Below are 18,210 nucleotides of genomic sequence, written 5' to 3'. Positions count from 1 at the left end.
GCAATTTTATCTGTCTGCGCCTGCCAGCCGTGTGGCTTCACGCATCCATGGCCTGCGGAGCGTAATCATATCGTCACCGCCCAGACTTCGCCGCCCACAAATGCTGAATTCTGCCGTTGAGATGTAGGGATCGAGGGCGGCGCTAACAGCAGCGGCGGGCAAAAATACTTCCCCCGAACCGGTCGCAGCGGCAGCCGCAGTGGCACCGCGAGACTTGTATAGGACAACCTCGTCAATAAGGCGCGCCCGCGAGAAACGGCGCCATGTTTCCGGACCGCCCTCCACCAGCAGGCGGGTGATGCCGGCCTCAGCCAGCGCCTCCGCGACGCCTGGCAACCACAATGCGCCATCCACCAGCGGCAGCGGCAAGATGCGCGCGCCCATGGCTTCCAGCGCGGAAGCATCGGCACCGTGGGCGCAGACCACCCAAAGCGGTATCCGGTCCGCCGAGCGCGCCAGCCGTGACGTCTCAAGCCCCGCCGGATTGCGCGCCAGCACGATCCGCACTGGCGAGCGATCCTCCAGCCCCGGCAAACGACAATCGAGCATCGGGTCGTCATCCAGCACCGTACGGTGGCCAACCAGAATCGCGTCGGCGCGGGCGCGCAACAGATGGCCATGGGCCCGGGCAACCTCTCCCGTAACCCAGGTCGGCTGACCTGCCCCGCCCCTCGGCACGCCGCCATCGGCGCCCAGCGCCAGTTTTGCCGTCACCAGCGGCCGCCGTTCTGTGACACGCAGGATGTGCCCTGCTGTCAGCCAGTGGGCCTCATCCGCCAACACGCCGCGGGTCACCTTGATGCCCGCAGCGCGCAGACGCTCCAGCCCCCGTCCAGCCACACGCGGATCGGGATCTTCGATCGCGCACACGACGCGGCCAAGCCCTGCCTCGACGATAGCATCGGCGCACGGCCGGGTGACGCCGTGATGGGAACAGGGCTCAAGCGTGACGTAAAGCGTGGCGCCCTTTGCCCGCGCGCCTGCCTTGGCGATGGCTGCTGGTTCGGCGTGGGGCCGCCCACCCGGAGCCGTGACGCCAGTTGCGATGATCTCACCGCTTGCCTCGTCGGCAATCACCGCACCGACGGAGGGATTGGGCGCAGTTCGCCCCAACCCGCGCGCGGCCACCCGCAACGCAAGGCGCATCATCTGCGCGTCGAAGCGTGAGTAAGCGGCACTCGGCATGGCGATCAATGCTTTTTCAGCGGCGCAACGCCAACAACAGTCCCGTCGAAAGGAATGTGCGGAGCATCGGGGTCATCAGCCACTGGCTCGGCGATCTCGCCCAGCACCTCGTGAAAATCAGCGGCCTCGCGGAAGTCGCGATAAACAGAAGCAAAGCGTACATAGGCCACCGGATCGAGGCCACGCAGCGCCTCCATCACCAGATTGCCAATGGTGTCAGAGGCAATCTCGGTTTCGCCGGAGCTTTCGAGCTGGCGCACCAGCCCCGAAACCATGCGCTCCACCCGCTCGGTATCGATCGGCCGCTTGCGCAGCGCCACCATCACCGAGCGCACCAGCTTATCGCGGTCGAATGGCATCTTGCGGCCCGACCGCTTCACGACGATCAGCTCACGTAACTGCACCCGCTCAAACGTGGTGAAGCGGCCTCCGCAATCGGGGCACACGCGCCGACGCCGGATGGCCGCGTTTTCCTCCGTCGGACGGCTGTCTTTCACCTGGGTGTTTTCGCCAGCGCAGTACGGGCAGCGCATAGGGGCCTCCCTCGCCGCCGATCAGGAGTGGGACGGGTCACGGCGGATCATGTTTTTAGATGGCTTCACTCGGCGAGAAAACCGCTATTCCGGCCGAAAATTGCATAAAGCCGGAGCACAAATGACGCGCTGTCCGACTAGCCGGCAAAATACGCACCCGATATGCCGCCCTGAAACGAACACGGCGCGCCCGGCAGGACCGGACGCGCCGCAAACTTTAAGCTGAGAAGCCGATCAGGAGTAGATCGGGAAGCGCTGGCACAGTGCGATAGCCTGAGCCTTGACCTTCTCTTCAACGGCCTTGTTGCCTTCTTCGCCGTTGGCAGCGAGGCCTTCCAGCACTTCGGCGATCATGCGGCCGATCTCCTGGAACTCGGCAACGCCGAATCCGCGCGAGGTGCCAGCCGGTGCGCCGAGACGGATGCCCGACGTGACCATCGGCTTCTCCGGATCGAACGGAACGCCGTTCTTGTTGCAGGTGATGAACGCGCGGCCCAGAGCCTTCTCGGAGATATTGCCGGTCAGCTTCTTGGGACGCAGGTCAACCAGGATGAGGTGGGTGTCGGTGCCGCCGGAAACGAGGGCGAAACCGGAATCAACCAGCACCTGGCCCATGGCCTTGGCGTTGTCGATCACGCTCTGCGCATAGACCTTGAAGTCCGGACGCAGTGCTTCGCCGAACGCAACGGCCTTACCGGCAATCGCATGCATCAACGGACCGCCCTGGATGCCAGGGAAGATGGCCGAGTTGACCTTCTTGGCGATGTCTTCGTCGTTCGTCAGGATCATGCCACCGCGCGGACCGCGCAGCGTCTTGTGCGTCGTGGTGGTGACGACATGCGCATGCGGGAACGGATTGGGGTGCAGACCGGCTGCGACGAGACCGGCGAAGTGGGCCATGTCTACCATCAGGTAGGCGCCGACTTCGTTGGCGATCGCGCGGAAAGCTGCGAAATCGATGTGACGCGGATAGGCCGAACCGCCAGCGATGATGATGGTCGGCTTATGCTCGACGGCGAGCTTGTAGACCTCGTCCATGTCGATCAGGTGGGTATCGGGACGCACCTGGTAGGACACCGGGTTGAACCACTTGCCCGACTGATTGACCTTCGCGCCATGCGTAAGGTGACCGCCGTGAGCCAGGTTGAGGCCCAGGATCGTGTCACCCGGCTTTGCCAGCGCATTGAAGACGCCCTGGTTGGCCTGGCTGCCGGAGTTCGGCTGCACGTTGGCGAATTCACAGCCGAAGAGCTGCTTGGCGCGGTCGATCGCGAGCTGCTCGACGATGTCGACGTACTGGCAACCACCGTAGTAACGGCGGCCCGGATAGCCTTCGGCGTACTTGTTGGTCAGTACGCTGCCAGCGGCATCAAGCACGGCCCGAGAAACGATGTTTTCGGAAGCAATCAGCTCGATCTCGTTCTGCTGACGGCCGAGCTCCTTGTTGATCGCATCGGCGATCTCGGGATCGCTCTCAGTTACGCGGGCGGTGAAAAATCCGCTGGTCATAGGTCTTTGTCCTTGGTTTTCGTAGATAACAGATATTCGTTAAGGCGCGTGGGCGCGCCCATGGGACCCATCCGGCTCAATCGGATACAGCTTATTGGACTTTTGAACTAGCCGTTTTTTAGGGGTGCGCGCAAGCGCAGCGGATTAGCCCTTACTCGGCCGCCAAACGAACGTACTCCCCCTTCGCCAGCGGGCAGGCCTGCCACAACGCCGAAAGCGACGCCACCAGGTGATCGATCTGCTCGGGCGTGTGCACAGGCGACGGCGTCAGGCGGATGCGCTCGGTGCCGCGCGGGACGGTCGGATAGTTAATCGGCTGCGCATAGATGCCATAATGCGTCATCAGCGCATCCGTCACCGCCTTGCAGTGCACCGGATCGCCGACCAGCACCGGCACGATGTGGCTCGGGCACGGAATGACCGGCACATTCGCGGCCATCAAGCGACCGCGCACTTCGCTGGCGCGCTGCTGAAGCTGCTCGCGCTCAATGGTGCTGGACTTCAGATGCCGGATGCTCGCGACCGCGCCGGCGGCCAATGCCGGGGCCAGCGAGGTGGTGAAGATGAAACCGGCAGCATAGGAGCGGATGGCGTCGCAGCAATCGCGCGAGGCGGCGATGTAGCCGCCCATGACGCCAAAGCCCTTGGCCAGCGTGCCGTTGATGATGTCGACGCGGTCCATCACGCCGTCACGTTCGGCGATGCCGCCACCGCGCGGACCATAAAGGCCAACCGCGTGCACTTCGTCGAGGTAGGTCAGCGCGCCGTACTTGTCGGCCAGATCGCAGATTTCAGCGATCGGCGCGATATGGCCGTCCATCGAGTAGACGCTCTCGAAAGCGATGATCTTCGGCGTCGCGCGGTCATACTGCTTGAGCTGGGCTTCCAGATCCTCAAGGTCGTTGTGGCGCCAGATGCGCTTGGGGCCGCGGCCGTGACGGATGCCGGCAATCATCGAGGCGTGGTTTTTTTCATCCGAGAAAATCACCGCACCCGGCAGCATCTGCGCCAGCGTCGACAGCGTGGAATCGTTGGCGACATAGGCTGAAGTGAACAGCAGCGCCGCTTCCTTGCCATGCAGATCCGCGAGCTCCTGCTCGAGCTGGACGTGATAGCGCGTGGTGCCGGAGATGTTGCGCGTGCCGCCCGAGCCCGCACCAACCGTATCGATGGCCTCATGCATAGCCGCCAGCACCGCCGGATGCTGACCCATGCCGAGATAATCGTTGGAGCACCAGACGGTGATCGGGCGCGAAGCCTCGGGACCGTTGTTATAGTGCTGAGCTGCTGGGAAGGAGCCGCGTACGCGCTTCAGATCGGCAAATACACGGTAGCGTCCTTCGCGGTGGACGGCGTTGAGCGCGTCCTTAAAAATTCCAGCGTAGTCCATTCGCCGACTTCCACTCCCCAGGATCAGTGCATTGCATCAGTCGTTTTCGACTTTGTTTTTCCGTTTCCCTTAGCATCGCCGGTCATTGGATGACCAGCAACGTATCTGTTGTCGCGTGGAATTGAACATTGGCACCCGCGCGAACAACATCATGGCCAATAAATGAGGGCTAACCTTGACGTTGGTCAACCATCCAGCGCGCGATCTAATACGCCGCAGCTACTTTTCCGACGCCGTCTTTCAAATAAAGATCGGGGCGGAACTGGATAACGCCATCGGGCGTCGCCCATGCTGTAACATACGCAAAATAAAGCGGAACTGGTCTACGTAGCCGCACCGTGCGCGTCTCACCGCTTTCCCGCAGGTGATCGACCTGTTCAGCAGTTCCCTGCCCCGCCAATAGCCACGTTGCAAGATCGGCAATGTTTTGCACGCGCACACATCCCGAGCTGGCAGCTCGGAAATTGCGCCCGAATAGAGATTCTTTCGGACTGTCGTGCATGTAAACCGACTCCGAATTGGCGAAATTAATTTTCAAGAATCCGAGCGGGTTTTCTTTGCCGGCAATCTGGCGATATGTGAGCTGAAATGGCCGATTGCTGGCCCAATTGATTGATTCAGGATCGAGCTTCTTTCCGCCCTCATAGGCATCGATGCCGTACTTCACGAGCACGTTCTGGCCCTTGCTCTGCATGTCGCGACCCTTGGGGATCAGGTCTTCCTTGATCACCGTTGGCGGCAGCGTCCACGGCGGATTGAACGCCAGATCGGTGATGGTCGAGCGCAGCAGCGGCGTCGGGCGATCCGGCTTGCCGACCACACCTGAATACCGCATCGCAACAGCGTTATTCTCGACCGCTTCAATCTGCGCGGCCGGAATGTTCACCATGACGTAGCGCTTGCGCACCATGCCCGCGAGATCATTGAGGCGAGTGAGATTGGTCTTTAGTTGAGCCAGCCGCACCTCGGACGGGACGTTCAAAGCCGCAATGGTGCGCCGGTCGACGACACCGGTGGGCGCCAGACCGTTCGATGCCTGGAAGCGCTTCACCGCCGTGACGAGATCGGAGCCATAGTGCTCGGGATAATTGGTCTCGGCCGCATCCAGATCGCCGGAACGCTGCAGACGCCGCCGCAGCACGCTGACAGCCGCGTCGGTCATGCCCGGCTCCACCTCAACCTGGGGCATCAGCGGAAAGCCGCCGGTGGCAACAATCTGCTCATAGCGCGCCACTGCTTTGCGCGTCGGCTCCAGATTGGCTTTGTTGAGCGTCGGATAGCCCTTAGGCGGATTGGCCTGCCATTCGCGGATGAAGCTGCGGTCATAGCCGCCGCTGCGCGCCTCCGATGGGCCCTCGCCCGCTGGTCCGAAGCGTAGAAACTCCTGAGCACCCGCATGGCTCACCGCCAACACGCCGCCTGCAACAAGCACTGGCCCGGCCAGCGCTGCCCATCGCTTCAAGCTCACATATCCCTCCCGCAGGTCCGGCTTAAACCTGTCGCACCGCCAGTCCGAAGACGTCAAAACACGGAAAGCCCGGGCTTTTCAACCTCGCGGCGAAGGTACGCCGGGCATGGCGACAATGGCAAGGATGGGCGGCAACGGACAAGCGCAGCCCAATCGCGGCATGGCGGACGTCTGAAGCGCGGGGGCGAACGCTGCAGCGCACATACGGCGAGGCGGATAGAGGCGATCTTTGCTGAGACGCGATGCGTAATCGAGGCGATAGGGCGTTTGGAAACAGCCCGCGCTGCGCTGCAATTTCTGGCGCGCGGCCCGCCAAATAAAAAAGGAGCTGCGAGCATCTGCCCACAGCTCCTTTAAAAACCGGCGCCCGGGCTACTGCCCTGGCCTACAGGAGGAACTACAGCCGGTAACGGATCTGATCCGACCAGAACCGCTCAAGACGAACGAGCGCCTTGTTCAAGCCGCGGAAATCCTCTTCGGACACTTCGCCAACCGTCTCGATCGAGCCGAGCTGACGGTTATAAAGCTTCTGCACGACTTCGCAGGCATCCTTGCCCTTTTGCGTCAGGCTGACCCGCACGCTGCGGCGGTCAGTTTCCGAGCGCTTGTAATGCAGGTAGCCCATGTCGACGAGCTTCTTGAGATTGTAAGAAACGTTCGAGCCGAGATAGTAGCCGCGCGTTTTCAGTTCGCCGGCAGTCAATTCGCTATCACCGATATTGTAGAGTAGCAGCGCCTGCACGCTGTTGAGATCTGCTCCGCCGAGACGATCAAACTCATCTTTGATCACATCGAGCAACAAGCGATGGAGTCGTTCAACGAGACGCAGAGCCTGAAGATATTCGGAGCGAAAGTTTTCTTCGGCACTGTCGGTCTGCACTGGCGCGCGGTGGCGCGCCACATCAAGCGCAATACTCATAACTGCCTCACACTGTTTGACGCCGGTTCCGGATGTTTTTTGTTTCTCCGGGTTGCGTCGAGAGGTAAGGCATAAAACTAAAAGTCACCTAAATACCTATAGTAAAAGAATAGTAACGGGGGTGCCGCGGAACGGTTCATTCATCAATTTGGGTGGCGAAGACGCAAGAGAGATCACATCATACAAATGTGCGAAAACTCACCATTTACACCCGTGCGGCTTGCATTTGTTGGCGCGTAGGCAAGATCAGTTCGCTATCGTCAAACGATGCAAAGTAATCGTCAACCATAACATCAGAGACATCCGCCAGACGGTGAGGATTCCAGCGTGGTCGTCCGTCTTTATCTATGAGCACCGCGCGAACGCCCTCATAGAAGTCCGCACCTTCGAGAAATCTGCACGCAAGGCGATAGTCGATCGCAAGCGTCTGTCGCAGATCGAGCGCGGCTGCATCGCGAATGTGGCGGTTCGTGATCTTCAGCGACAACGGCGAGCGCGTCGCAAGCTCATCGGCCACTTCGCCCGCCCACGCGCGATGATCGCCATCGACGGCTTGCAGGCGTGCAATGATTTCTTCAACCGTCGGCGCAGAGAAGCAATGCGCGATCGTTGCCGCCAGCGGCGCAAGTTCTCCCGGCCCGGGATCGACATGCCGGTCATCAAGTACGGTATCAACCGGCCAGGCGTCGGCGAGAGCGTGTCGGATTTCATCAAAATGCGCGGCAGGAATGCAATGCGTCAGCAGCCCCAGCGCGAAGGCATCCGCCGCACCGATGGTGCGCCCGGTCAGCCCAAGATACATGCCGATGGAATTGGGCATGCGCGCCAGCGTCCATGAAACGCCCACATCAGGAAACAGCCCGATTGCCGTCTCGGGCATGGCGAAGCGATACCGTTCGCCCGCAACGCGATGGGTGCCGAACAGCGAAATGCCCACGCCCGAGCCCATGACCGCACCATCGATAAGTGAAATGGTCGGCTTGGAAAAACACTCATGCAGCCAGTTGAGCGAATATTCCTCGCGGAAGGCCTGACGGGCTGCCGGCAAATCCTGGCGGGCCATGGCCACAATCTCGCGCACATCGCCTCCGGCCGAGAAGGCGCGGTCGCTGGCCGACTGGATGACGCAGCAGTAAACCTGCGGATCGCGGGCGAACTTCGGAAAGGCCTCGGCAAATTTCGTGCGCATATTGAGCGAAAGTGCATTGAGCGCTCGGGGGCGATTCAAGGTTATGACCGCGCACGATCCCTGGAGTTCGACAGGAAGCTCGTCAGCCGATGGGACGGCAGCCTGTTCCGGTTTTTCCTGTGCAGAGGCGGTCTCGCTCACAACTTTCTTCCTGTTCGCTGGCGACAGAAGGGCGTCGCACCATAATCGGGCCGATTTCCCTATACACTTAGCGGCAATGCGATGAAACTTGCGCGGACGATTCGCCTCTTCAGGCGCACTTTGTACCCGTGCCCCGCGCACTCCAATCCGTGGAGACACGAACGATGTTGCGACTAGGCTCCGTATTTCCGTTGGCACTGGCTGCCGCCCTCACCGCGCTCGCGGGCACGGCGCCTGTCTATGCGGATCTGGCTGCTTTCACTGTGCGCCATGGAGCCACCGGCGCCGGCCATAGCCAGAAGGCACGGGTTCTGAAGGTTGGAACCAAGAACGCGGCCGCCCCCTCAAGCTGGAACACCAAGACCATCAAGGCGCCCCCTGCTCCGGCCCGGAAGGCTGAGCCGGAATTTCCCAAGCCGGGCAAAGCCGCGGCAATAAATGCCGGCGCAGCCAGCCTTGCAGCAGAAACCACCAAGGGCGAAAAATCGGCAGACGCTGCCGCCACGCCGGCAACCTCCCCGGACATCTGGAGCCCGGAAGAGGTCGCTGCCGCCAAGGCGCAGTGCACCGAGGCGATGAAGCGCCTCAACGCCTCGTTCACCTATCAGGAGCCCATCAAACAGGGCGAGTGTGGCAATCCGGCCCCGATCCTCGTCTCGCGTATCGGAAATGTGGCCTTTTCCCCCGCCGCCCGCATCAATTGCGGCATGCTGGTTCCGCTCAACACCTGGATTACGCGCAATCTGCAGCCCGCAGCCTCCCGCAAGTTCGGGGCCCGCATCACCTCGATCGAAGTGATGAGCGATTACTCCTGCCGTACAGCGCTTGGCCGTGTAGGCAACCGGCTGAGCCAGCATGCTTATCTGGACGCGCTCGACATTCGCGGCTTCACCACCGCCAAAGGCCACCGCATCCACGTTTTGAATGCATGGGGGCCGACCAAGCGGGAGATCGCCAAGGCTGAGGAGAAGCTGGAGAAGTTGCGTCAGACGCAACTGGCCGAAGCAGCAATCAAGGCCCAGGCCGAGCAGGCCGACCATAACCGGGCCAGCCGCCAAGCCGCCGCAGCGGGTGATAACGCCGAGACGGTTGCCCTGCGCGCCGGCGTTTCACTGGGATCTGGCAAGGAGATGGTGGCCGCCCTGTTGCCCGGCACTTCGCGGCAGTCGCAAGGCGCTGCCTGGCTGGGTGGCCCGGACGACGACGGGCAGAAGACCACACAGAAGACTGCTCAGCCTCGCCAAGCGGCGCACACCGGTCTGGCTAAAGACGCTTCCGTCGCCGCCATCGCCATTGAGCATCCGGTCCCCATGCCCGCCAACACACCCGAAGCGCGCTTCCTACGCGAAGCCCATGCGTCGGCATGCAAAATCTTCGGCACCACACTCGGCCCAGAGGCCAACCGAGCCCACCTCAATCACTTTCACGTCGACATGGCGCAGCGCAAAAACGTCAAGCACATCTGCCGCTGATCGCTGGGAGCCCTTGAACGAGAGCGACCGCGCATGGATCATCGCGTCCGGTGTACGGTCTGACGCACTTGCCAAACATGGCCTGTTGCTGTGAGTTCGGGATCACCTCTCACCGGATATGCCGCGATGACAACATCCCGCCTGCCTCTGACGCCGCAACACCACGGGCAGTCATCTGCCCAGCGCCGCGGCGCTGCTCCAATATCCGGTGCCGGAGCCTTTCCCAGCGTGCGCCTGCGCCGCGTACGCAACTCGTCCTGGTCACGCCGCCTCGTTGCTGAACATCGCCTTGGCGTTGAGGATCTGATCTGGCCGCTGTTTGTCGTCGAGGGCGAGAACAAGCGCGTTCCGGTGGCATCGATGCCAGGCGTTGAGCGGCTCTCCATCGACAACATCGTCGCCGCAGCGGAACAGGCCGCAGAACTTGGCATCCCTGCCGTTGCGCTGTTTCCAAACACGGAAGCAAAGCTGCGCTCCGAAGATGCGCGCGAAGCCTTCAATCCGGAAAATCTGGTCTGTCGCGCCACGCGGGCCATCAAGGCGGCGGGCCTGAATGTCGGCGTCATTCTCGACGTTGCACTCGACCCCTACACCAACCACGGCCATGACGGTCTGATCCGCGACGGCGAGATCGTCAACGACGACACCATCGAAGCGCTGGTGCGCCAGTCGATGGTGCAGGCGGAAGCGGGCGCGGACATCCTCGCCCCATCCGACATGATGGACGGACGCATCGGCGCCATCCGTTCCGCGCTGGAAGATGGCGGGCATTTCAACACGCTGGTGATGGCGTACGCGGCGAAATATGCCTCCGCGTTCTATGGGCCATTCCGCGATGCGGTCGGTTCGGCAGTCACGCTCGCGTCGTCGGCCGAAAAGCGCGACAAGCGCTCCTATCAGATGGACCCGGCCAACACCGATGAAGCGCTGCGCGAGGTCGCACTCGATCTTGCTGAAGGGGCCGACCTCATCATGGTGAAGCCCGGCATGCCGTATCTGGATATCGTGCGACGCGTGAGTGAGACGTTTCGCGTGCCGACGTTCGCGTATCAGGTGTCGGGTGAATACGCGATGCTGCAGGCCGCTGCGCAGAACGGCTGGCTGGATAGCGATGCGGTGATGATGGAAAGCCTGCTTGCTTTCAAGCGCGCAGGTGCATCGGGCATTCTGACTTACTTCGCGCCCCGTGCCGCCGCTGCCCTGAAAAACGAAGCGTGAAGGCTAAGCGCGAAAGCTGATCGCACTGACACGCAGCTGCGCAGTCCGCCGCGGCTGCGTTTTGCAAATCAGCGAATTGATGTTGTTACAGACTTTGCAGTTTCAGCATCCGCTTGCGCCGTACGCGGCTGCATCTGCGCGCGACGTTGGCTATAACAATCCCGACTTATCCGATAGCCGCGCTGATCCAGCTTTGACCAGCGCCAGACTGGAGCTTTCCAATGGACATGCCGCAACGCTGGAACATCGATCCCGAACCGAAGGAGATCAAGGCCGGCGGATGCGGTGGCGTGGCGCTGCGGCAGGAATGGGAACTGCCGGTCACCAAGGATTTTCTGATCGCGTTTTTCACCGACGTGTTCGAAAACCACTGGCAGGAGCTGCGTTACGGACCGCTCGTGCCCGGCGCCGCCTACGAGATCATGTGCGCCGCTGGGCCGAGCCGCTTCTCAGTTTCCGGCGGCTACCTGACGATCTTCTTCAGCAAGGGCGGCCACTTCCATCTGTGCGTTGATGGACCCGAAGAAACGACCGAGCATCTGGAACCGCGCCGTCCATCGCGCGCCATCATCTTCCGCGCGCTGACGCGCGAGCGCCATCCGGTGACGTGGGGCTTTGAGATGTGGAACGGCAAGGGCATGTCGATGATCGCGCTGTTCTTCCCCAATCCGTTCCTGACCGATGAGGATACGAACGAACCCGAACCCAAGTGGGAGCGTCTAAAAACCTGGCGCGCGATTTCCAAGAAGTGGCTGGGTCGGGAGCCGGAAGCGCTGGACGAGCAAGGCCGCGGCTTCGCGTGATGCATCGTCCCGTCGGCACAGGCCCACATCGACGATCGGGTGTTTAGCGGCGTACGCGGCGGCGTGGCTGGAAGAAATCATCTTCGGCGGGCGGCATTTCTTCGCCCGCAGCAGCGGCGCCAGCTGCCGCATCACCCGCATTGCCACGCTGCGCGAACGAGCCGCGCGGCTTCTGGCATTCAGCCAGCCAGACGTCGAACACCGGATGCTCGACCGCATTGAGGCCGGGGCTTTCAGCAAACATCCAGCCGCTGAAAATGCGCTTTTCCTCGCCGTCGAGTTGTACTTCCTCGACTTCGACGAATGAGGTCGTCTTCGGCTGCTCCTCGGGCGGGCGCGAATAGCACACGCGCGGCGTGACCTTGAGAGCTCCGAACTGCACCGTGGAATTGAGCGGCACTTCGAATTTCGACGTCCGCGCCGTCACCTTGTCGAGCGCGGAGAACACGGCCACCTGATTTTCAATACGATCCGCGCGGGCCTCACCCGGCAGGCCGAACAGCGCCACAGCGCAAAGGGCTGTCGCGGTGAAACAAAAGCGCTGCCGTGAGCTGGCGATACTGATCATTCCCTATCGTCGATCATATTGGCGGCTGACGCCCCGAGGTGCCCCAATGCCTGCGCCTTGAGTGCGGCCGAAGTTTGAATACCCCGCACCCCGTGACCAGCCCGAGCCCGCTCCGATCAGCCCGCTTCTGGGCGCCAGGGCTTGTAGTCAGCCGTACCCGTGGGCCGCTTGGCTTCACCAAGGATCGAGCCCGGCGGCCGGTAAGCGTTGGCGGTGCCGGTCTGGTTCATCATATGCGGCCGCTGCCAGGGGCGCGGCTGATAGTTCTGCTCCGACGGCGGCGTGTCATAAGTATAGTGCAGCCAGCCGAACCAGCCCGCCGGCACCTTCGAGGCATCGGCAAAGCCCTTATAGGTGACCCAGCGGCGCGGACGGCCCAGCGGCCCAACGCCCTTTTTCTGCTCGTAGTACCGGTTGCCGAACTCGTCGGTTCCGATGTGGTGCCCCTTACGCCAGAGCGTGAGGCGCGTGCCCAAGGTGTTGCCACCCCACCAGCAGAAGATCTCGCTGAAAAAGCCCATGTTCCGGACCAAATCCCCGTGTCTTTGTTCGCGGTTGCACCATGGCCGATATCGGCCGCGGCGGCAATCCAATCACGTCTTTCGGGATGCGCGGCAGATCGGCCACAGGGTACCCCGGCAGACTCACCCTAGACTGGATGAATTGGGTCCCCAACTCTGCACACCCGCCCGATGCGCCCCTTATAAGCACATCCTGACGCCGGTCTGCAGCATATCCCACAGGAAATCCACCGGTTCTCCAGCGGTTATGCTGCAGATATCTACATCTAGTAGGTTGCTGGTGCCGATGTGGCGACAACCATACTAGTGCTAGACCTCACCCTCGAATCGAGCCAACTTGAGGGGGTGTCGCGGCGACGTGGCGGAACCTCTTGTAGGGGTAGCGCCAAGGGGCAGTTGTCCCTGGCCGTCGGCACATTGGTACGCGTTGGGTCTGAGGACCCGTTCCCTTGAAAAATAAAAACTTAAAGAGCGAGCGCACCCCTAATGCGCCTGCAAGGGATCTGTCGTGCACCGAGTAACCAGCGGCGGCGCCGGGAACGGCATCGCCACCTAATTGTATCGCGCCAATTGTAGCTGCGTAGGCGCCGGCCACGGACCATTCGGGGGACACTAATGAAGATTACGCGGCGCTTCACGACTGCAGGCACCTCGCCGTACGACACCATCGAATTTCGCCGCGCGACGAGCGAAATCAAGAACCCCGACGGTTCTGTTGTCTTCCGGCTGGAAGGCTTCATGGTGCCGGCGCAGTGGAGCCAGGTCGCTGCCGACATTCTGGCGCAGAAGTATTTCCGCAAGGCCGGAGTCGCCCGCCACCTGAAGAAGGTGGAAGAGACGCAGATTCCGTCATGGGCCTGGCGCTCGGCGCCCGATCAGGACGCGCTGGCCAAACTGGCGCAGGACGAGCGCTTTGGCGGCGAAAACGATGCCCGCCAGGTGTTCGATCGCCTTGCCGGCACATGGACCTATTGGGGCCTCAAGGGCGGCTACTTCACCACCGAGGAAGACGCGCACGCATTCTTCGACGAGATGCGCTACATGCTCGCCATGCAGATGGCGGCGCCCAACAGCCCGCAGTGGTTCAACACCGGTCTGCACTGGGCCTATGGCATCGACGGCCCCGGCCAGGGCCACATGTACGTCGATTATCAGACCGGCGAACTGACGCTCTCGGCCTCGGCCTATGAGCATCCGCAGCCGCATGCCTGCTTCATCCAGTCGGTCGAGGACGATCTCGTCAACGAGAACGGCATCATGGATCTGTGGGTGCGCGAGGCGCGCCTGTTCAAGTACGGCTCGGGCACCGGCTCCAATTTCTCCAGCCTGCGCGGCGCCAACGAGAAGCTTTCCGGCGGTGGCAAGTCGTCAGGGCTGATGAGCTTCCTGAAGATCGGCGATCGCGCTGCGGGCGCCATCAAGTCGGGCGGCACCACGCGTCGCGCCGCCAAGATGGTGGTGGTGGATGTCGACCATCCGGACATCGAGGAATACATCAACTGGAAGGTGAAGGAGGAGCAGAAGGTTGCTGCGCTCGTCACCGGTTCCAAGATCTGCCAGAAGCGCCTGCAGGCGGTGATGAAGGCCTGCGTGAACTGCGACGCCGATGGTGACGCCTGCTTCGATCCGGCCAAGAATCCGGCGCTGAAGCGCGCCATCAAGGAAGCGCGCCGCGACGACGTGCCGATGAATTACGTCTATCGCGTGATCCAGTTCGCGCGGCAGGGCTACACCAACATCGACTTTGCGACCTACGACACCGATTGGGATTCAGAAGCCTATCTCACCGTCTCGGGCCAGAACTCGAACAACTCGGTGCGCGTCACCGATGAGTTCCTGCGCCGTGTCGAGGAAGATGGCGAATGGAACCTGACGAGCCGCCTCAACGGCAAGCCGCACAAGACGCTGCGCGCCCGTGATCTGTGGGAGCAGATCGGCCATGCCGCCTGGGCTTCTGCAGATCCCGGCATCCAGTTCCACACCACCATCAACGACTGGCACACCTGCCCGCAGTCCGGCCCGATCCGCGCATCAAATCCGTGCTCGGAATACATGTTCCTGGACGACACGGCGTGCAACCTGGCATCGGTCAACCTGATGCTGTTCCGCCGTAAGGACGGTACGTTCGACGTCGCCGGTTTCGAGCACGCGTGCCGCCTGTGGACCATCGTGCTGGAAGTGTCGGTTCTGATGGCGCAGTTCCCGTCGCGCCAGATCGCCGAACTATCCTATCGCTACCGCACGCTCGGCCTCGGCTTCGCCAACATCGGCGGTCTGCTGATGGCAGGCGGCATCGGTTATGACTCGGACGAAGGCCGCGCGACCTGCGGTGCTATCTCCGCTGTGATGACCGGCGTTGCCTACGCCACGTCAGCAGAAATGGCGCGCGAGCTTGGGCCCTTCGCCGGCTATCACGACAACGCCGCCGACATGCTGCGCGTGATGCGCAACCATCGCCGCGCGGCCCATGGCCAGAGCGAGGGTTACGAGCAGCTCGCCATTGCACCGGTACCGCTCGATCACAATGCGTGCCCGGAAGTGGAGCTGATCGAAGCCGCCAAGCGCGCCTGGGATAACGCCCTGTCGCTTGGTCAGCGCCACGGCTATCGCAACGCGCAGGCAACCGTTATCGCGCCCACCGGCACCATCGGTCTGGTGATGGATTGCGACACCACCGGCATCGAGCCAGACTTCGCGCTGGTGAAGTTCAAGAAGCTTGCCGGCGGCGGTTACTTCAAGATCATCAACCGCGCGGTGCCCGAAGCGCTGCGTACACTCGGTTATCGTGAAAGCGAGATCGCGGAGATCGAAGCCTATGCAGTGGGCCACGGCTCGCTGGCGCAGGCTCCGGCGATCAACCCCTCGACGCTACGCGCCAAGGGCTTTGACGACGCTGCGCTGGCCAAGGTTGAAGGTGCACTCGAAAGCGCATTCGACATCAAATTCGTCTTCAACAAGTGGACGCTGGGCGAAGACTTTGTCGTCAGCAAGCTGAAGATCGATGCTGAACGCGTGCAGGATCCGGCATTCGATCTTCTAACCGCGCTCGGCTTCTCCAAGAAGGACATCGAGGCCGCAAACGAGCATGTCTGCGGAGCGATGACGCTTGAGGGCGCGCCTCACCTGAAGACCGAGCACCTGCCGGTGTTCGATTGCGCCAACCCCTGCGGCCGCAAGGGCAAGCGCTATCTCTCGGTCGACAGCCACATCTACATGATGGCCGCCGCGCAGCCGTTCATTTCGGGTGCGATCTCCAAGACCATCAACATGCCGAACGAAGCAACGGTAGACGACTGCAAGGCGTCCTACATGCTGTCGTGGAAGCTGGCGCTGAAGGCCAACGCGCTCTATCGCGACGGCTCAAAGCTTTCACAGCCGCTCAACGCGCAGGTGCTGGGCGACGACGTTGACGAGCAGGATGAAGCAGCCGAGCAGATGCTGGCCGACAAGCCGCAGCTTCAGCGTGCTCTTGCCGCCGCCGAAGCGCTGGCCAAGCGCGTTGCCGAGCTTGAAACCAAGGCGAAGGAAGCTGAGCGCCGCGCGGCCATCCGCGAACGGACGAAGCTGCCCAACCGCCGCAAGAGCTACACGCAGAAGGCAACCGTTGGCGGCCACAAGGTCTACCTGCACACCGGCGAATACGAAGACGGCAAGCTGGGTGAAATCTTCATCGACATGCACAAGGAAGGCGCTGCCTTCCGGTCGCTGATGAACAACTTCGCCATCGCTATCTCGCTGGGTCTGCAATACGGCGTGCCGCTGGAAGAGTTCGTCGAGGCGTTCACGTTCACGCGCTTCGAACCGGCGGGCCTCGTCACCGGCAACGAGACGATCAAGAACGCAACGTCGGTGCTGGACTACATCTTCCGCGAGTTGGCTGTTTCCTATCTCGGCCGTCACGATCTGGCGCACGTCGATCCACGCGAGATCGTTGGCGAAACCGGGCTCGGTTCCTCCGACGAAGAAACCGACGAGGCACTGGCGCTCGATCTGCCGGAGCAGGTGACCAAGGTTGTTTCGAAGGGCTTCATGCGCGGCAACCTGCGGCTTGCCTCGGGCGGACGCGCAGCAAGCGATGATGCCGGCGGTTACACCGATCTCACCGCCCGTTATCCAACCGTCGAAACCGACACCGCGGTTTATCCGGTGACGGATGGGGCCACGGCGCTGAAGGCCGATACATCGGTGATGTATTCGCAGACGACGCTGAAGCGCACCGAGGTTTCAGTGCGCACCCGCGACGCCGATCTGCGCGCTGAAGCACGCATCCGTGGCTATGAGGGTGAAGCCTGCCGCGAATGCGGAAACTTCACGCTGGTGCGTAACGGCACGTGCTTGAAGTGCGACACCTGCGGCGGCACATCGGGCTGCTCGTGATCGGCATGAAATAAGCGAAGGGCGCGCGAAACCATCGCGCGCCCTTTGTGTTTTACGCCTTCGCATCCGAATTCAAGCTCCGCCGCAACACGGCCGACCTGTGGACAGATTGGGGACATACGGTGCAGCTAAGGGAGAATCACAGCACCATCCCAAATTGGGGAATGATGTGCAGGACGTGCAATGACTGATACCAGGATCTCGCGCTACGAGGCGCCTGTCAGCGTCTATCTGCTGGCTGAGCACCTGGATGCTGCGCTGGCTGCCGGCGAAGATCTGACCAGCGTGCTTTACATCTGGTCCGGTCCGCCGCCACGCGAAGCCGAGCGCATCGCTGAGCTGCGCGCCGGTCAGCGCGAAGCCATCGAGCGCATCCGCACGTTCGAGCTGGCCTTGCTGTCGCGCATCCTGAAGGGGCGCGAGTGGGCAGCTGAGGTTGCCGAAAGCGAAGAAAACTTCGCATTCATGGCCAAGCTTTACCTTTCCGGCACCGCGATCCTGCTCGACGCCGTTGCGGAATGCGCAGATGTCAGCGGCACCGACTTCGATGCCGGCGACAGCCTGATCAGCTACGTGCGCAGTCGCGGCATGATCGCCGCCGATGCACCGACACTGTCGGACACCGCGCCGCTATGCGCCAGCGAAGACTTCCTCATCGCCAAGCGTATTCCGCTCGGCGCCCTGCTCGACCTGGTCGCGAAGTTTCTCGACACGCTCGAAGCCGAGTACGAGCTGTTCTTCCGCTTCGAGAAGCAGGGTGAAACAGCCGCGTTCGACCTGCCAGCATTCCTGCTGCGCTGATTACGCATCAGAAACGGTGAAGGCTTATACGCTCCGATGCAAATCGGAGCGTTTTCTGTTTGTGAAACCGCACGCGAACACGGATGTCGCCGCCAGGCCAGGCGCTGCAACCGGCA

13 protein-coding genes and 1 pseudogene are annotated in these 18,210 nt (G+C 62.0%); 5 read left to right on the top strand and 9 right to left on the bottom strand.

The window, feature by feature from the left end; translation table 11 throughout:
• Window positions 1–6 precede the first annotated feature (6 nt).
• The 7 genes from ribD to QEZ49_RS07520 all read right to left on the bottom strand — a co-directional run bounded on the left by ribD (window position 7) and on the right by QEZ49_RS07520 (window position 8,334).
• Window positions 7–1,185 (bottom strand): bifunctional diaminohydroxyphosphoribosylaminopyrimidine deaminase/5-amino-6-(5-phosphoribosylamino)uracil reductase RibD, encoded by a 1,179-nt coding sequence (gene ribD, locus QEZ49_RS07550; RefSeq protein WP_280385642.1) that lies wholly within the window; start codon window positions 1,183–1,185, stop codon window positions 7–9.
• 5 nt (window positions 1,186–1,190) lie between these two features.
• Window positions 1,191–1,718 (bottom strand): transcriptional regulator NrdR, encoded by a 528-nt coding sequence (gene nrdR / locus QEZ49_RS07545; RefSeq protein ID WP_280385640.1) that lies wholly within the window; start codon window positions 1,716–1,718, stop codon window positions 1,191–1,193.
• A gap of 234 nt (window positions 1,719–1,952) precedes the next feature.
• Window positions 1,953–3,227, bottom strand: a complete 1,275-nt coding sequence (glyA, locus tag QEZ49_RS07540) for a serine hydroxymethyltransferase (protein WP_280385638.1) — start codon at window positions 3,225–3,227, stop codon at window positions 1,953–1,955.
• 151 nt (window positions 3,228–3,378) lie between these two features.
• Window positions 3,379–4,617 carry a 5-aminolevulinate synthase gene (hemA, locus tag QEZ49_RS07535; RefSeq protein WP_280385636.1) on the bottom strand — a complete coding sequence of 413 codons (1,239 nt, stop codon included), beginning with the start codon at window positions 4,615–4,617 and terminating at the stop codon, window positions 3,379–3,381.
• 205 nt (window positions 4,618–4,822) lie between these two features.
• The gene (locus QEZ49_RS07530; RefSeq protein WP_280385635.1) at window positions 4,823–6,085 is read right to left on the bottom strand and encodes a L,D-transpeptidase family protein; all 1,263 of its coding nucleotides are present in this window, start codon (window positions 6,083–6,085) and stop codon (window positions 4,823–4,825) included.
• Window positions 6,086–6,482: 397 nt separating this feature from the next.
• The gene (locus QEZ49_RS07525; RefSeq protein ID WP_173954691.1) at window positions 6,483–7,004 is read right to left on the bottom strand and encodes a winged helix DNA-binding protein; all 522 of its coding nucleotides are present in this window, start codon (window positions 7,002–7,004) and stop codon (window positions 6,483–6,485) included.
• 205 nt (window positions 7,005–7,209) lie between these two features.
• Window positions 7,210–8,334: an enoyl-CoA hydratase/isomerase family protein gene (locus QEZ49_RS07520; protein ID WP_280385632.1), complete on the bottom strand. Its 1,125-nt coding sequence runs from the start codon at window positions 8,332–8,334 to the stop codon at window positions 7,210–7,212.
• A gap of 164 nt (window positions 8,335–8,498) precedes the next feature.
• On the opposite strand from QEZ49_RS07520, the gene QEZ49_RS07515 reads away from it, so the two are divergent.
• From QEZ49_RS07515 to QEZ49_RS07505, 3 genes are all read left to right on the top strand, one after another.
• A complete protein-coding gene (locus tag QEZ49_RS07515; RefSeq protein WP_280385630.1) occupies window positions 8,499–9,806 on the top strand; it encodes an extensin family protein in 1,308 nt (435 codons plus the stop codon).
• Window positions 9,807–9,932: 126 nt separating this feature from the next.
• Window positions 9,933–11,024 carry a porphobilinogen synthase gene (hemB, locus tag QEZ49_RS07510; RefSeq protein ID WP_280385628.1) on the top strand — a complete coding sequence of 364 codons (1,092 nt, stop codon included), beginning with the start codon at window positions 9,933–9,935 and terminating at the stop codon, window positions 11,022–11,024.
• 221 nt (window positions 11,025–11,245) lie between these two features.
• Window positions 11,246–11,827, top strand: coding sequence for a hypothetical protein (locus QEZ49_RS07505; protein ID WP_280385626.1), 582 nt, complete (start codon window positions 11,246–11,248; stop codon window positions 11,825–11,827).
• Window positions 11,828–11,999: 172 nt separating this feature from the next.
• On the opposite strand, the pseudogene QEZ49_RS07500 reads toward QEZ49_RS07505, so the two are convergent.
• Window positions 12,000–12,395 (bottom strand): annotated as a pseudogene (locus QEZ49_RS07500) (DUF2155 domain-containing protein); the annotation flags it as partial.
• 116 nt (window positions 12,396–12,511) lie between these two features.
• The gene (locus QEZ49_RS07495) at window positions 12,512–12,916 is read right to left on the bottom strand and encodes an NADH:ubiquinone oxidoreductase subunit NDUFA12 (RefSeq protein ID WP_280385622.1); all 405 of its coding nucleotides are present in this window, start codon (window positions 12,914–12,916) and stop codon (window positions 12,512–12,514) included.
• A 615-nt stretch (window positions 12,917–13,531) separates the two neighbouring features.
• On the opposite strand from QEZ49_RS07495, the gene QEZ49_RS07490 reads away from it, so the two are divergent.
• Both QEZ49_RS07490 and QEZ49_RS07485 read left to right on the top strand, forming a co-directional pair.
• On the top strand, window positions 13,532–17,293 hold the full coding sequence (locus tag QEZ49_RS07490) for a vitamin B12-dependent ribonucleotide reductase (RefSeq protein ID WP_280385620.1): 3,762 nt from the start codon (window positions 13,532–13,534) through the stop codon (window positions 17,291–17,293).
• A gap of 183 nt (window positions 17,294–17,476) precedes the next feature.
• On the top strand, window positions 17,477–18,094 hold the full coding sequence (locus QEZ49_RS07485; protein ID WP_280385618.1) for a hypothetical protein: 618 nt from the start codon (window positions 17,477–17,479) through the stop codon (window positions 18,092–18,094).
• The last annotated feature ends 116 nt before the right edge of the window (window positions 18,095–18,210 follow it).

Source organism: Hyphomicrobium sp. D-2 (genome assembly GCF_029872155.1).
Classification (GTDB): Bacteria; Pseudomonadota; Alphaproteobacteria; order Rhizobiales; family Hyphomicrobiaceae; genus Hyphomicrobium_A.
This window is presented reverse-complemented; position numbering and strand designations above follow the sequence as displayed.